The sequence below is a fragment of the Paenibacillus chitinolyticus genome (genome assembly GCF_045038035.1).
GTDB lineage: Bacteria > Bacillota > Bacilli > Paenibacillales > NBRC-103111 > Paenibacillus_F > Paenibacillus_F chitinolyticus_A.
The window spans coordinates 2,944,860-2,960,889 of the sequence record NZ_CP173427.1; the positions used below are offsets into that span (position 1 = coordinate 2,944,860).

Below are 16,030 nucleotides of genomic sequence, written 5' to 3' on the forward strand. Positions count from 1 at the left end.
ATAAGCTCAGATCGATGCGGCCCAAACCAAGCCATTGAAGCTTGAGATCGAGCACAGAATCCAGAAGACCCGGAGTATGTTGAATTGCTTCGGCAATTTTATCGCCGTCAGCAATCTGTTCAGGTCGAACATTGGAGTCTCCTTTTTAGCAAGAGGGTTTGACGAAATCAGTAATAATTGGTAGGACAAAGGTTCATGGCGTTAAACGTCACGGGCCTTTTTCTTTTTCCGCCGATGATCTTTGATGACTCCCCATAATCCCAGTATCAAAAAGTATCCTACCTTACAAAAATGATCGGATCCTACAAAAAAGTGCGTACTATTCAAGCGTAGGGGAACCTGATAACCTAACATACAGAACGATCGATCCAGATTTTACTGAGCGGTGAGGTCGTTTAAAAAAATCATAAGTGAGGTGCGAAGGTATGCAGGAATATCAACTTACTTTGAAAGATAAGCGAATTGTATGGGGGAGGGCTATCGATATTGAGTCTCTTATTGGCAAGTATCCTAGCGACTCCATCAGACAGGGCGTGAACGCGGCCTTGGATTGGAATTTGCCTGCCGGTGTATATCGGGCAAAAGAGGTCGTTATGGAGCTCGATAAGATGCTCGAAGCGATGCTGGTTCAGCTTGGCAAACCGGTGAACGGCGATCCGACGGTGCTCTTGGACAGCCTTCAAGCGAATTTGGCGATTTCCGGACACCAGTCATCACTTCCACTTGGGCCATTGGCTTTAAAAGATAAGGCTGGCGCCGAGCTTACGGCTCAGGCGGTGCGCATAGGCGAACAATTGGTAAGCTGGGCACGGGAGATTAATTCCGAGAAAAACGCGCTCGCTAAGTATGGACCGGAAACGCTCGGAAAGCTGGAATTTCGCAGTCACTGTTATGGTCACTCCCTGATTCCAGAAGCCAACGCTCAGGTATGGGGGCCCTATGGCGGTCCAAAGATCATGCAGATTTATAATGAATATCTGCACCAATTCGTTCTGCTGCGGGATGCCTTGCTTCCGTTTGCAAATTGGGAAGAAGTTCCGTTTGAAGTCAAGGAACACACAGGCTTCAAAGGACTGCGTTTTCTGGAGCCGGCTCGGGAGATCTTTTTAACACAATTGCTCGGGAAAAAGTTGACGCACAAATCGATTATCCGATATGCGCAAAGTGTCGTCAGCTCCGGTCTGACTGCCGCCGGTTACGGCTTCCAATATCGTCTGGGAACCGTCTTGCCGGCGGGTTTGGGAGAGTCGGCCCGGACGGCGGTGCGGTACCTGCTGAAGTGGCATCCGGTACAAACCATAGCGGCAGATGAAACACAAGATATGGCTGCGGTCATCTTCGATTATGAACATGCAGATTATTATGCCGCGCCGCGTAATGAGGCAGGGAAGGGCTCACCGGTGAACAAGAACGGGCTTCCTATTTCCGGGGAGCATGACGATGAACCATCCACAGCTCGGTTGCTGCCAAATGTCGGTACTGATCGAACGACCCTGCGGTTTAACCTGGAAATGGAAGGCCGCGAGTTTACGGTAGATCTCGGTCAGCTTTTTAGGGGACATCGGTTTTTATATCGTCCGAATAGAAACGACAATGCCGATGCCGCAGTTGCGAAGCGGGACTCCCTCAGCTGGCATCTTGCGGCAGATATTCTCTCGTATTCCGGATTGGTGACAAATACCGATGGCATTCATTTCATTCCAACCGGCGGAAATGAACTTGTGTTATGGGCGTTGCTAGGCAAACTGTATCCCGAAAATGTGGTTTTATTGGACAAAGGGGATAAGGAGGAGCTGAAGGCGGCTTATGTTTCCGGCAAGGGGTTCGGAACGCAATTTTTAGTGCTGTAAGTCTTTAAACCAAACGAGATTCACTGACCATCCGGATAGGAGCAGAAGGAAGGAATATAAGGTTAAGAGGTACCCTTCCTAGGTACCTCTTAATGTTTCAATATTTGAAGCAGTTCCTAAGGCATGCTTTTGGTCGGTGCACGATACTTCGTCGGAGTAATTATCGATATAGGCGGTGCCAAAATCGCATAACATCGTGAGCATGGGAGCCAACTGTTCGCCCAACTTGGATAAGCCATATTCCACTTTTGGAGGCGAAACCGGATAAACCTTGCGAATAATGAGTCCGTCGCTTTCCAGCATTCTTAGCTGCATCGTAAGCATGCGTTGGGTCGCGTCGGGAAGCAGCCGCTGCAGCTGATTAAACCGCACCGGGCCTTTTGCTAAATGGTTTAATATAGATATTTTCCATTTCCCGCTGATTAAGCCTAGTATAATTTCCGAGGTACAGCGATATGTTTTGTCTCTAAAGGTAATCATCTGTCGACACATCCTTTACAGAAAAATTTTGAGCAAAAACCATGAGTTTCAAATTAAGCCGAATATAATCAAAAATCGATCATTCCATATAGTAAGATTAACTAGGCCCCAATGTCAACAACTTCCAGATCGATTAGAATATCTGCTCTGGACTTGCTCAAACGGCGGAGCGGCGTTTTTTTTCGCTTGCTGCGGAAAAAGTCTGTTATAATGTCGAAACTAAGATGGAATAAATTTATCCTATAGTAAGGATGATCTGCGAATGAAAATTTTATTAGTCGAAGATGATAAAACGATCGCGTCCGGTTTGGAATATTCGCTGCAACAAGATCGTTTTTCAACCGTTCTTTGCCATGATGTCGGCTCAGCAAAAAAGGTTCTCGCCGAAGAAATCGATCAATTTGCATTATGCTTGTTCGATTTACAGCTTCCCGACGGAAGCGGCTATGAATTGTGCAAAATGGTGAAAGAGCGACGAGACATTCCGGTCATCTTCTTAACGGTAATCGACGATGAGGTCAATGTCGTGATGGGGCTTGACATGGGAGCCGACGATTATATTACGAAACCTTTTCGTGTTCGTGAGCTTCTTTCCCGGATCAAGTCCGTCTTGCGAAGGTACCAGAAGCCATCCCACGCTAGCGCGATCATAGACATCGATAATGTCCGAATCAATACGCTGGAAGGCAAAGTGCATAAAAACGGCACCGAAATTCCGTTGACGGCATTAGAATATCGCTTACTGCTGATCTTTGGCAACCACATTGGACAGGTTCTCACAAGGAATCAGCTTCTAGAGCAAATCTGGGATGTGGCCGGCGACTTCGTGAACGACAATACATTAACGGTTTATATCAAAAGGCTGAGAGAAAAGTTGGAGGATGATCCAGGGCATCCGACTTTGATCAAAACCGTACGCGGTTTAGGCTACAAGGTCGGTGATTAGATGCTGCGTAATCGGGAAATTCAAATGTTGTTGCTCATCATGGGCTCGATCAGCTTAACGGCGATCGTCATCGCTGCTTTCATTTCGTCTGTCGCGGCGGCATTCGTATTCATTCTATCCATTCTGCTTATTGGGAGCAGTTTGTTATTCACGAGATGGAGATATCGCGAGCTAGAAAAGTTGTCCGTCTATTTGCGGGACATTAGCAGCGGCAATGATTCCCTTGACGTTCGCGATAATCAAGAAGGCGAGCTTAGCATTTTAAAAAATGATATTTACAAAGTGACGCTCATGCTATCGGAGCACCGATCGAATCTGCAGCGGGACAAAATTCAACTGACGGATGCCATTTCCGATATTTCGCATCAGCTCAAAACGCCGCTCACCTCCATGACGGTAATGGCGGATTTATTAAGCGACTCCGACCTCCCTCCGGCCAAAAGAATGGAGTTCACCCATCATATTCGCATCCAGCTTGAACGCATCGACTGGCTTGTTTCTTCCTTATTAAAGTTATCGAAAATTGACGCGAAGACCATCCCATTTAAAAAAGAACGAATACCCATGAAAAACCTTATCCAAAAGGCATTAGAGCCGGTTATGATTCCGATGGATATTAAGGGACAAACGGTTTCCGTTACGGGCGATGACTACGTCTCTTTTGTCGGCGATTTCAATTGGACTACCGAAGCGGTTATCAATATTTTGAAAAACGGCGTGGAGCATACGCCTGAAGGCGGAGCGATCACCATCGCATTTTCCGAAAACGCGCTATTTACGGAAATCGTCATTGCTGACAACGGAAACGGCATTCCGAAAGAAGATTTGCCTTATATTTTCAAACGTTTTTACAAAGGAAAGAATGCCAGCGAAGGGAGCATCGGCATAGGGCTTGCGATGGCTCACAGCATCATTGCCAGCCAGAACGGCGTGATCGATGTGACGAACGGCACCGAGACGGGTACGCAGTTTCGGATTAAATTTTATAAACAAGCAATTTAGCGGCACTTCTTAAGTGACTGAATTGTCACCTCCATCGTCACTTGATAGTCATTTTAGACAGATAAAATGAGAATCATCAGATGAACGATGGAGGTAAGACGATGCATGTAAAGCAACAACGAAAGATCATTTTTGCCGTCACTATATTCTATACTCTATTTATTCTTTATTTTTTGTTTTTCGCTTTCGGCAGAGTAGGTAATGCGGATAAAATCACCGAGTACGCCTTTAATTTTTTACCGGAAGATTTTTTCAGGGTGCCCAGCCTATCCGATCTTCTACATCCGACGTTGATGGATTTTGTAAGTATCGGGAACATCGCGGCCTTCATTCCCTTTGGCATATTGATTCCGTTGTTATATCGGACCAACTTTGTTCGCTTTATGACATTGTTCATCCTGTCCATTCTCGTGCTGGAAACTATTCAGGCACTAACTTTCCTCGGGAGCTTCGACATTGACGACGTCATAAAGAACTCATCGGGCGCAGCTATCGGATTCGGAGCGTACAAGCTTGGCTTTCGCACAAAAAATATCCGGAGAAATATTGCTTCTACGGGCATTTCCGGTATTGTCTTGATGCTTGGGGTGTGGGGGATCTTCGGAACACTTGATCATGTGTTCACCAAAGAAATGGGACCCTTTGTGGCGATAAACGATTTGAAGAATAGTACCGGCAATCCACCAACGGAAACCAAACCGTCCAGTCTTAAGATTGGCGGTCAAGACGTGGAACCCAAATACAATGTGTATAGCACCGAAGGGAAAAACAAGGAAACGTATACGTATTCGTTAGGCAATAAGGAGGAGGTATATCTCTCCTTGAATTATGGAATTCCCGATCACAAAGATTTCCACGGCAGCATCAGGGTTACCGTTGACGGACATGAGTTCCTGTCCGTATCTGCAGAAGCTCAGCGCCATGAACCGGATATGGGCTTAATTTTTCTCCCTCAGGCCAATGAGCTTACGATAACCATTGAGGGGAATGAAACCCTATGGGATGTCGGTTTTAGAAAGATGGAATATACCTGGAATTGAGCATCAAAGGAAGGAGGTATGGCAATGGAAATTTTAAAAATCGAGCATCTGTCTAAAGAATACGGCACTGGCGAATCTACGGTAAAAGCGCTTGACGATGTATCTTTTTCGGTCCAAAAAGGCGAATTCGTCGCGATTATCGGCCCATCCGGGTCGGGGAAATCAACGCTCCTCCATATGCTGGGCGGCGTGGATCGGCCGACTGGCGGTAAAGTTTATGTTCAGGATACGGACATGTATGCCTTGAACGAAACGCAGCTGACCATCTTCAGGCGCAGGCAAATCGGTCTGATCTACCAGTTTTTCAATCTGATTCCCGTCCTGACGGTGGAAGAGAATATCACGCTGCCGCTCTTGCTGGATAAACAAAAGGTAAATCAAAAGCAGTTGGATGGCCTTGTGAATACGTTGAATTTGCAGGATCGATTAAACCACCTGCCTAACCAGCTATCCGGCGGTCAGCAGCAACGGGTCTCCATCGGCAGAGCGCTCATCGGCAATCCTGCGATCGTGCTGGCCGACGAACCGACCGGGAATCTGGACAGCAAGAACAGCAGCGAGATCGTCGACTTATTAAAAATGTTGAATAAAACCTATCATCAGACGCTGATCGTAATTACGCACGACGAACGAATCGCCTTGCAAGCCGATAGGATCATTTCAATTGAAGACGGGAGGATGGCCAAAGACGAGGTGATACGACGATGAATATTGTCCATACACTAACCATCCGGCATCTGAAGCAGAACAAGAGACGAACGCTCGTAACTATCATCGGCGTCATCATTTCGGTTGCCATGGTGACCGCTGTTGCGACGCTTGTTTTTTCTTTTTCGGATTTAATGATTAGGCAAACCATCGCGGATACGGGGGAGTGGCATGTCCGGTATCAAGATGTTAACAAAGAACAGCTTGCAGCGATACAGGGCGATGATGCAACCAAAACCGTCGCGATCACAAAAGATCTTGGTTATGCCCCATTAGAAGGGGGGCAAAATCCCAATAAACCGTATTTGTTCGTAAAGGCATACGATACGAGGGGTTTCGCGCAATTCCGGATTGAACTAAGCAAGGGGCGTCTTCCGCATACGGACAAGGAAGTCGTCATTTCCGAGCCCGTTGCAACAAACGCGAAAGTGAAGTACGAGATCGACGATCGTCTAACCCTTCGAGTCGGGAAACGATTCGAGCAAGGGGGCGATCGTCCCCTAGATCAGACCGAACCGCTGCGTAGGGAAGATAACACATTGACCGAAACGTTGCAGCATGTCAAGACAAGGGATTATACGGTGGTAGGCTTCATCAAGCGCCCCGTATGGGAAAGGGCTTGGGACCCAGGTTATACGATCATTAGCTATGTCGATGAAAATATCATCGGAGCAAACGATCGAGTCGATGCATCAGTGGTCGTGCAGAGTGTCAATCCGTCCTTGTTCGCTCATGCGGAGGATTTAGCGACTAAAAACAAAATTGAAAAGGTCCAATATAATAACGATTTACTTCATTATTACGGCTTGTCCAAAAGCAAAGCCTCATACAGCATGATGTTCTCTTTATCGGCAATCCTGATGGCGGTCATTATGATCGGCTCGGTTTCGCTTATCTATAATGCTTTTGCGATATCCGTCTCGGAACGTTCCCGCCATTTAGGGATGCTCGCGAGTGTGGGAGCTACGAAAAGACAGAAGCGAAATTCAGTGCTTTTTGAAGGGTTCGTCATTGGCTTGATCAGCATACCCGTCGGCATCCTATGCGGTCTTGGAGGGATTGGAATCACCTTTGGGTTCATGAACGCCATGATTGAAGGGGCATTATGGACCACCGAAAAGCTGAGGCTCACCGTCACGCCGTTATCGCTCTTGATTGCCTGTGTTGTGTCGATGCTGACGATTTTCATTTCAGCGTACCTCCCGGCGATCAAGGCATCCAAGGTATCCGCTATGGACGCGATTCGCCAAACCACCGACGTAAAACTTACGGCCAAAGCCGTGAAAACGTCAACGTTCATTCGCAAGCTCTTCGGGATTGAGGCGGAAATTGGGCTGAAAAACTTAAAAAGGAACAAACGGAGATATCATGCCATCGTATTTTCGCTCATCATCAGCATCGTTTTGTTTTTAACCGTATCGTTTTTTACGGCCGGCATGAGACAATCCCTGGAATTGTCGCGGGAAGGCGTCAATTATGATCTTGAAGTATCATACAGCAACGGAAAAAGAATAGACGACCGGTTGATGCAATCGATTGTATCCCTGGATGGCGTCACGGAATACAGCGTGATTCAAGAGTTATATAAGAACGCTTGGATCGATGAAGCATTCATCGCGGATGAATTGCAAGAGAAGGTGAAGAAAGATAAGAGTTTACTGCAAGACGGGAAATACCCTTATGAGATTAAGATTCATGCCTTGAACGATTCGAGCCTGCAGGCCTATGCCAAAGCGGTAGGCGCAGATTACGAACAGCTTACGGATCCGGGTCACCCCGCCGCGATCGTGATGAATACGATTCATTACAAAGATATGGATACGGGAAAATATGTTCAGACGAAGGCCATGTATACGAATGTCGGTCAAGGAATCGAGTTAACGAATATCTATAAAAAAAAGGAGGAAGACACGAAGATAAACAAAGTGACCGTTGCCGCGTTGACGGATCAAGCTCCTATGGGGATGAACCCGATAGGCGTAGGCGGGTTAAACATCATCGTTTCGGAACGCGTCATGAACCGACTGGCTGACGACGGGGATCTAGCTAGTGTTTTGACGCTCCTCCATTTGAAAAGCACCGAACCGATAAGAACGCAGCAGGAAATCGAAGAGATGCATGAGACCAATCTGAATGTTAACAACGTATATAAATCCAGAAAAAGCGAAGAACAACAGATTCTATTGATGTCCGTCTTTTCTTACGGTTTTATCGTATTAATCTCCGCGATTTCCATTGCGAACATTTTTAATACGATCTCGACGGGGTTATCCCTTCGAAAACGAGAATTTGCCATGCTGAAATCCGTAGGCATAACGCCAAAAGGCTTTGCGAAAATGATGAACTTCGAAAGTATGTATTATGGGGCCAAATCGCTGATGTTCGGGCTTCCCCTCAGTTTTATCGTGATGTATCTGATCTATGGGGCGTTTGCGAACAAATTCAGCTATGGGTTCACCCTCCCTTGGATGAACATTCTTTCTGTCATTGTCGCCGTATTTGTCATTGTCGGTTCCGCCATGTTATATTCCAGCTCGAAAGTAAAAAAAGAAAACATTATGGATGCATTAAAGCAAGAAAGTATATGATAGGAAATCGCCCGCCCTAGCTTGGAGTCAGGCTGCTTGGAACTGCCGGTTTCAGCCCAAAAAAGCACTCATCAGAGTGTTTTTTTTCTTATAGATTGATTAAAAGAATGCGGGGACAAGTAACGCATATTCGTATAAGCAAAATTAAAAAGCCGGCGGAGTCACCGAAAAAAGTATGGAAGCAAGTTCGTTAAAATTATTTTCCCATTTGTGCTTCATTTGTGCCGGTATTTTTACACTATCGCCAGGTTCCAATATGTATTCTTCATCGTCTAGAAACACTTTAATTTTCCCCACTAATACAAAAGCAATTTCTTCTCCTTTATGCCCCATCTGTTTCTCGGATGAAGCGGTGTTCGGTGGGAAATTCATAATTGCTGTTGCCAAGTTTCCTGTGAAATCAGGCGAGACCAGCTCATAAGATAAGTTGTCAATGACCATTTTCTTTCGGTTATTAGATCTAACCACTAAATCAACCGTGTTTGTTTCTTCAATGAAAAAACTAAATGTAGGCACTTCTAGAGATTTCGCTAAAGCCTTAATAGTCTGAATAGAAGGGTTTGCTAAGCCGCGTTCGATTTGGCTCAACATGGAAGGCGTTATTTCAGCTAACCTTGCTAATTCTCTAACACTCAAGCCTTTCGCTTTTCTATACTTTTCAACCTTTTTACCGATATCTATATTTTCCATTCCAATGCACCCCGTTAACTATAATTAAACAAATTTAAATATCATTTAACAATCGAAGTGGTTCGTGTTAAACTGTACTTAATAAATATTAAATTACATTTTACCTGGTTTTGATGACTATAATCAAGTTAATGAGGGGGATTGACAAAGTGAAAGAGTTTGAATTCAGAGAGCTACAAACATGGAAAGAAAACTATCCTTTACTAAACAAACTCATTTCCACGAAGGAAATATTGTGGTTAAATCCTAAACTTGAAAAGTTTAAAGCAGGAATTAAAAAATCCCCCCTTACTCAAGATGACGTTAGGGATGCAGAGGAAAGGTTGGAACGTTTTGCTCCGTATATTGCCAAGGTTTTCCCTGAAACAAAAACGATGAATGGAATAATAGAATCTCCTTTAAAGAGAATTCCTTCCATGAAACAATCCTTAGAGCAGAATTATGAGCAGCCTCTATTAGGTGAATTATTGCTTAAGTGTGATAGTCACCTTCCTATATCGGGGTCTATAAAAGCAAGAGGCGGGATTTATGAGGTTCTTAAACATGCGGAAGAATTAGCTTTCCAACATCAATTGTTGACGATCCAAGATGACTATTCCATTTTAGATAGTGAAAGGTTTCGGACATTCTTCTCCCAATATTCAATCGCAGTAGGCTCGACTGGAAATTTAGGACTCAGCATAGGCATAATGAGTGCGAAGTTAGGCTTTAATGTGACTGTTCATATGTCGGCTGATGCAAAACAATGGAAAAAAGACTTACTTCGAAACAAAAATGTTCACGTTATGGAGTATGAATCGGATTACAGTAAAGCAGTAGAGCAAGGCCGGCTCCAAGCAGATGGGGACCCTTCCTGTTATTTTGTAGATGATGAAAATTCTTATGACCTATTTTTAGGATACGCGGTAGCAGCATCTCGATTAAAAAAACAATTAGAAGAGTTAGAGATCACAGTTGATGAAAATCATCCTTTGTTTGTTTACCTTCCATGTGGAGTAGGTGGTGGTCCTGGCGGGATAGCTTTTGGTTTGAAGTTATTGTATCAAGATCATGTTCACTGTTTCTTTGCGGAACCAACCCACTCTCCATGTATGTTACTTGGTTTAATGACCGGACTTCACGATAAAATTTCCGTGCAAGATATTGGGATTGATAATGTAACAGACGCTGACGGACTTGCTGTTGGAAGACCATCCGGATTTGTGGGTAAAACCATAGAACCGTTTCTAAGCGGTAATTATACGGTGAGCGACGAGCACTTGTATACGTTATTAAAGGAACTAGTTGATACAGAAGGAATTCATTTGGAACCTTCGGCACTGGCAGGTATGATAGGACCCATTAAATTAAGTAAAGAAGGAACCGATTATTTAAACAAGCATAATTTAACGGAAAAAATGAGTAAGGGTGCTCACATTATTTGGGGGACCGGCGGGAATATGGTTCCTGAAGATGTGATGAGGCAATATTATCAAAAAGGATTGAATTTAACACGGACAAAATAGAACCCTAATTGAGGGGGCTTTTTTTGCCATAACATAATTAGAAGAGCCCGCTTTGGAAGCGAGCTCTTTCTCATTGTTAGACATGGATGGATCCGTTATTAGGCTTCTCTTAATTCCTTAATTACGTCCTCAGCAAAGCGAACGGTAAACCGAATGGTTCCGTGATCCTGTACGATCCGCCCTTCCTTGATGCGAAGATCAAGCCAATCCGTAATAAAGGAGGGGGCATATCCGCCTTGTCCGAATTCCCCGCCAAAGACAATTATGTTCGGATACGCTGCCACGTATTGGTCGCGGCTTGTGTTCGGATATGACTTCGTATATAACCAAAACTGCACATCATACATGAGAGTCGATAATTCATCCGCATGAAAAGAAAAATGGCCTTTTTCTTCAACAATTCGTGTACATAGGCTGCGGATTTTCTGCTCAATTTGTTCCACTTCGACTGCCCCAGAGCAAAGCTCCTCCAGCAAAGGAGAAAATTTGCCGTGTGCCACTTTATTTAAGTCATGTTCTTTGTCTTCCTCAGAAGTATCATATTCTTCATCGCTCACTAAGCCTCTAATAAACGCTTCAAAATTATCGGCCAGGAAGGTAATCTCATAGTCATCTTCTTGATCGACGTGAACGACTTCAGGTTCACCCTCTCTACCGCAGGCTCGATAGTCTAACATGACCACATCATGACCTGCCGAGGGACAATCACAAATTACCACTCCAATGTCAGGATATCCCCATTCCTCGATCATAAACGGACTGCCCAGATCCCCGCACAGTGAATAGCTTTTCTCACGCCCAATACCCATGATGCCCGTAATTGCTATGTGGTCCTCAGCCCATGAAGTGGCTTCCTCTGTCGGAAAGTTAGTGTTCCGCGATACACCGCCATTCTGCTGTTTCATCAGTTGAATATAAGAGGAGGGAAGCTTGTAACCAAGCTCTTTCTCGATAGACACGATTAGTTCATCCGTAGGCGGCTCAGATTGATAGGAGGTTCTTGCGTATTCGCTGTCATCCCAGAAATCAGCTAGAGACCCATCTGAAAAAGGAACCTTCTCCTCGACCGAACCGCCCCCCTCCAGGGAAGCTTTCTTGTTGGCGAGCCGGAGCGCTTCTCTTTTCTGCTTCTTCGCTTTTTGAATGCTCCGTCTCGAATAGTACTCCGTACTTTGATCACCGGGCTTCAACTCTTCAGATTTGCGGAAAGCTTGAGCTGCTTCCTCATATCGTTTCAGATGATAAAGACTAAAACCTGCCCGATAATGCCAGAGGGAATCCTCTTTGCCAGCCTCGGCAATGTTCTCAAGTTGACAGAGTGCTTCTTCATAAAGCCCCAAATTGTTATAGGCTCTGGCCAGGAGACTGACCGCTTCATAGTCTCGTTCTTCATCGGGAATAGCGATCAGCAAATCCACAATTTTCCGATGTTCGTCTTCTTCATGCCATTCGTTCAGTTGATTAGTAAGCGTTTCTTTCATTTCTACCTCCAAGATGTTTAATTAAACAATAGCTTCATTTGTACTTGGCAGCCTCTACCATTACTATAGTACTATCTATAATGAGATGCCAGCAGAGCCGGAACAGGAAAGTCCGGAAAAGCGGAGTTGGATCCTTCACTGCTTCGTGATATTTAGCATAAATCGCCTTTGGGTTACTTGATGATGAATAGGATCATTCGTTTTCAAAACGGGAAGCAAGCAGATCGCTTTACGAAGTCGTTTCGATAAGGATGTTCCCATTGTTCAACTAACGGGGAACGACAGGTGAACTAGCAGACCACAACAATGGTCTGCTTTTCTGCTTTTTCATTGAAGTACGGATTTTACGATTCCTCCCATACCGCAAGATCGAATTACAAAATTGTAAGGTAGATGTAAGGTAAATCGATAGCTTAGGCCAGCCTGGCAGGATAAGATTGGAACAAATGTAAATAAATTTTTTTAAAAGGAGAATCGAGATGAGGCTGTTTGAACTGCTGCTTTTATTGTCAAACATCGGCTTCTTTGCGTTAACAGTCTTATTAAAAAAAGGACGGCGTAGAATTCCAGTATTCGTTGCAAGCGGGATCGCCTCACTTTTACTGGTCATTCATTGGACGGTGGAAGGATACAGAGTTCAGCTATTTTTCCTATATTGCATAACGATCATTTTTTTAGCCATTTCAGGTTCCAGCTATTTTAAAAAAAACGGCCCCAAAAAAATCCCACGATTCATGTTGGGTACAGCTTATACCGGTATAGCGATAATGCTGGTCGTAACAGCGGGTCTCCTGTATGCTTTTCCTGTATTTAAACTGCCAGAACCGACAGGTCAATTTAAGGTAGGAACGCAAACTTTTCATTTCGTGGATACAAATAGGGAAGAGATTTTCGACAAAACCAGAGTTGGTAAGAGAGAATTGATGGTTCAGGTATGGTATCCGGCTCAAGCCGGCACCGGCAAGTACGCTCCCTATATTCCCGATACCCGGATTTTACGTTATATGGCCTCGGACTATGGCCTTCCCGGGTTTACTTTTCAACACTTGAAGTACGTATCCGGTCATGCTTATTCGGGGGCCGGAGTCTCTTCGGCACAGACTTCATACCCGCTGATCTTTGCGAATCCAGGCAACGCCTCTTCCAGGTTCCTCCACACGTCGCAAGCCGAAAATCTCGCGAGTCACGGATATATCGTGGCAGTGATCGACCACACCTACAATACATTTGCAACCCAGTTTCCGGACGGTCGAGTCACGACCAGCACAACCAACGCCTTATTCTCGCCGGACCATGATTACCGGACGGAAAGAGGTAATCGCGACAAGTTGGGAAAAGTTCTAACCGACGATGTGGCGTTTGCGCTTGACCAATTCGAGCTCATCCAATCGGGGCAGATTTCAAGTCATCTAAAAGGGAGGATTGATCTCGGTCATGTCGGGGTGTTCGGTCATTCCATCGGCGGAGCGACGGCCTATGACGCTTCTTACGATCCGCGAATCGCGGTTGGAATAGACTTGGATGGAGGGCTTTATCGATTGCGTGACAGAGAGGGTCTGCGAAAGCCGTTTTTGTTCATGAACTCGGAAAGCGAATTCGGAAGATTAAAGATGGTGATGGATAACCACGCCTACACGGAGGCAGAGCTTCAACGTATGGGCAACACAAGAGAGTGGGAGGATCAAGTAACGGAAGATAAAAAGTTGGAGCTTGAACGGATGCGCGAAACGGTTGCTTCAGGGGGGCAATTCCTCTATATCGACAATACGGAGCATCTGAATTTTACCGACATACAGTTCCTTTCTCCGATATTTAAGTTGCTGGGCATTACCGGAAAGATTGCGCCCGAAAGAGCAAACTCCGTTATCAATGCCTATATGCTGGATTTCTTCGATATGTATCTGAAAAATCAAGGCGGACACTTAATGAAAGGAGAGGATAGCCGCTTTCCGGAGGTGAAGTTCGTAACTTCGCTATTATAGATCACGGAATTGCGAGCGAGTTTCATAGCGGAACAAGAATCGAAATTATATTCTAAAAGAGAACGATAAGCTGTGTAATAGAGGCTGCTTCTCTAGGAAACTTTAGCTCAATACACAAATTAGATGAAGCTGCCGCGGCGAACGGCAGCTTCATTGCGTGAACGGGCCGTATTTTCAATAGCTCTTGTTTTTATGCTCGGGATAATGGTAATATTTTACGAGAACGTGTGTTTGTTTTATGTAACGCTAGGGGGAATAGGCATGGTTGAGATCATTGAAAAAAATCAATTTTCGGTTATCGGAAAATCAGGAAAGGTGTTTGCTAATGAAGCTCCCCAATGGATGCCATCCTTACGGAAAGAAGCAAATAGTAACTTTATTGACATAAGCAATCTCGCCATCCATCATCATGTGCAAACGGCTCCCGTTTGTTTCGTTAAGGAGCGGATGTTTACATGATCCAATTGACGAACCGCCAGGCAAGGCAATTTCTGCTATTGAAACACGGGTTGTTGGGCGAATATCGTTTTGCCGGAAAGCAGGGAGTATTGGATTTTGTGCGGCAGGTCGGCTGTATTCAATACGATCCCATCGATATTTGCGGAAAAAACGCCGAACTGGTGTTGCAGTCGCGAATCAAAGGATTTACCAAGAACATGCTCGCCGAGTTGCTGTATCAAGATAGAATCCTTGTCGATTATCCCGACAAGAATTTGGCCATTATCCCTGTTGGGGACTGGCCGTATTTTGAGCGGTACAGGCAGGCTGCCCGACAACATGCCGAGCGTTATCCCGAAATGGAAGCGTTGATAGAGCAAGTACGAGCTCACATCCAAAATCACGGTCCGCTAAGTTCGGATGATCTAAAATTGGATGGAAATTTCGCTTGGCGATCGGCCATCCACTGGAGCAGCGGAAACAACACATCCCGGTCGGTGCTGGAGCAGATGTACTCGACAGGCGAGTTGATTATACATCACAAAAAAGGAACACGTAAATATTACGATATCGCAGGGAAGTACATACAGCCAAATCTGCTGAATGCGCCGGAGCCGCTGGAGAACGAGCTTGAGCATCACAAATGGCGGGTACTGCGTCGAATCGGCGCTGTTGGCCTTTTATGGAACCGCGCATCCGATGCCTGGCTGAACATATGGGGATTGAAAGCGGAGCAGCGCAACGAGGTTTTCCGCCAACTGTCGCACGAAGCTCGCATTGTTGCTGTTGCCGTGGAACAAATGAAGGATATACTTTATTGCCGCTCGGAGGACTTGCCGCTTATTGAAACCGTGCTGCAAAATCCAGCGCCGAAATGGCGCTGCGAGCTGATTGCCCCACTAGATAATTTCATATGGGACAGAAAACTGATCAACGAATTGTTTGGATTCGATTACACCTGGGAGATTTACACGCCTGCAATCAAACGAAAATTCGGCTATTATGTGCTGCCTTTAATATACGGAGAAAGCCTCATCGGACGAGCCGAAATAATCGCGGAGCGAAAAACCGGGACTCTCATTGTTAAAAATGTCTGGTACGAGAACGACATAAAGCCAACAAAGCAATTGCGAACAGCCTTGAACAATTGTTTTCAAAATTTTGCATTATTCAACGGATGCGAGACGATTTCGACAGCGTCTATGAACTGAGCTTCCTAAGCCTGCAGGAAAAAAAGGGGAGAGACGAGCGCATGACTAAAGAAGAACAGACGCTCAACTCTCGAATGTCGGAACTTCTGCAGCAATTTAAAAGTACGAA

At 45.2% G+C, this 16,030-nt stretch carries 13 protein-coding genes; 10 read left to right on the forward strand and 3 right to left on the reverse strand.

Features of this window, described 5'->3' with window-relative positions; translation table 11 throughout:
• Nucleotides 1-425: 425 nt before the first annotated feature.
• Nucleotides 426-1,850, forward strand: a complete 1,425-nt coding sequence (locus tag ACI48J_RS13250; RefSeq protein ID WP_405083121.1) for a hypothetical protein — start codon at nt 426-428, stop codon at nt 1,848-1,850.
• Nucleotides 1,851-1,928: 78 nt separating this feature from the next.
• On the opposite strand, the gene ACI48J_RS13255 is transcribed toward ACI48J_RS13250, so the two are convergent.
• Complete coding sequence (locus ACI48J_RS13255; RefSeq protein WP_405083122.1) at nt 1,929-2,330, reverse strand: winged helix-turn-helix transcriptional regulator; 402 nt, start codon at nt 2,328-2,330, stop codon at nt 1,929-1,931.
• Between the two features lie 262 nt (nt 2,331-2,592).
• Between ACI48J_RS13255 and ACI48J_RS13260 the strand changes: the two genes are divergently transcribed.
• From ACI48J_RS13260 to ACI48J_RS13280, 5 genes are all read left to right on the forward strand, one after another.
• On the forward strand, nt 2,593-3,276 hold the full coding sequence (locus tag ACI48J_RS13260) for a response regulator transcription factor (protein WP_405083123.1): 684 nt from the start codon (nt 2,593-2,595) through the stop codon (nt 3,274-3,276).
• Complete coding sequence (locus ACI48J_RS13265; RefSeq protein WP_405083124.1) at nt 3,277-4,278, forward strand: sensor histidine kinase; 1,002 nt, start codon at nt 3,277-3,279, stop codon at nt 4,276-4,278.
• Nucleotides 4,279-4,379: 101 nt separating this feature from the next.
• A complete protein-coding gene (locus ACI48J_RS13270; RefSeq protein ID WP_405083125.1) occupies nt 4,380-5,318 on the forward strand; it encodes a VanZ family protein in 939 nt (312 codons plus the stop codon).
• Nucleotides 5,319-5,342: 24 nt separating this feature from the next.
• Nucleotides 5,343-6,026 (forward strand): ABC transporter ATP-binding protein, encoded by a 684-nt coding sequence (locus ACI48J_RS13275; RefSeq protein WP_405083126.1) that lies wholly within the window; start codon nt 5,343-5,345, stop codon nt 6,024-6,026.
• Nucleotides 6,023-8,614, forward strand: a complete 2,592-nt coding sequence (locus ACI48J_RS13280) for an ABC transporter permease (RefSeq protein WP_405083127.1) — start codon at nt 6,023-6,025, stop codon at nt 8,612-8,614. Before ACI48J_RS13275 ends, ACI48J_RS13280 begins: the two co-directional genes overlap by 4 nt.
• A gap of 144 nt (nt 8,615-8,758) precedes the next feature.
• Here ACI48J_RS13280 and ACI48J_RS13285 read toward each other — a convergent pair whose 3' ends face one another.
• Complete coding sequence (locus tag ACI48J_RS13285; protein WP_405083128.1) at nt 8,759-9,304, reverse strand: cupin domain-containing protein; 546 nt, start codon at nt 9,302-9,304, stop codon at nt 8,759-8,761.
• Nucleotides 9,305-9,453: 149 nt separating this feature from the next.
• Between ACI48J_RS13285 and ACI48J_RS13290 the strand changes: the two genes are divergently transcribed.
• Nucleotides 9,454-10,809: a D-serine ammonia-lyase gene (locus tag ACI48J_RS13290; protein WP_405083129.1), complete on the forward strand. Its 1,356-nt coding sequence runs from the start codon at nt 9,454-9,456 to the stop codon at nt 10,807-10,809.
• Between the two features lie 98 nt (nt 10,810-10,907).
• Here ACI48J_RS13290 and ACI48J_RS13295 read toward each other — a convergent pair whose 3' ends face one another.
• The gene (locus ACI48J_RS13295) at nt 10,908-12,290 is read right to left on the reverse strand and encodes an SMI1/KNR4 family protein (RefSeq protein ID WP_405083131.1); all 1,383 of its coding nucleotides are present in this window, start codon (nt 12,288-12,290) and stop codon (nt 10,908-10,910) included.
• A gap of 479 nt (nt 12,291-12,769) precedes the next feature.
• Between ACI48J_RS13295 and ACI48J_RS13300 the strand changes: the two genes are divergently transcribed.
• The 3 genes from ACI48J_RS13300 (at nt 12,770) to ACI48J_RS13310 (ending at nt 15,921) form a co-directional block, all read left to right on the forward strand.
• Nucleotides 12,770-14,272: an alpha/beta hydrolase family protein gene (locus tag ACI48J_RS13300; protein WP_405083132.1), complete on the forward strand. Its 1,503-nt coding sequence runs from the start codon at nt 12,770-12,772 to the stop codon at nt 14,270-14,272.
• 261 nt (nt 14,273-14,533) lie between these two features.
• Nucleotides 14,534-14,731 carry a hypothetical protein gene (locus tag ACI48J_RS13305; protein WP_405083133.1) on the forward strand — a complete coding sequence of 66 codons (198 nt, stop codon included), beginning with the start codon at nt 14,534-14,536 and terminating at the stop codon, nt 14,729-14,731.
• On the forward strand, nt 14,728-15,921 hold the full coding sequence (locus ACI48J_RS13310) for a winged helix-turn-helix domain-containing protein (protein WP_405083134.1): 1,194 nt from the start codon (nt 14,728-14,730) through the stop codon (nt 15,919-15,921). Before ACI48J_RS13305 ends, ACI48J_RS13310 begins: the two co-directional genes overlap by 4 nt.
• The last annotated feature ends 109 nt before the right edge of the window (nt 15,922-16,030 follow it).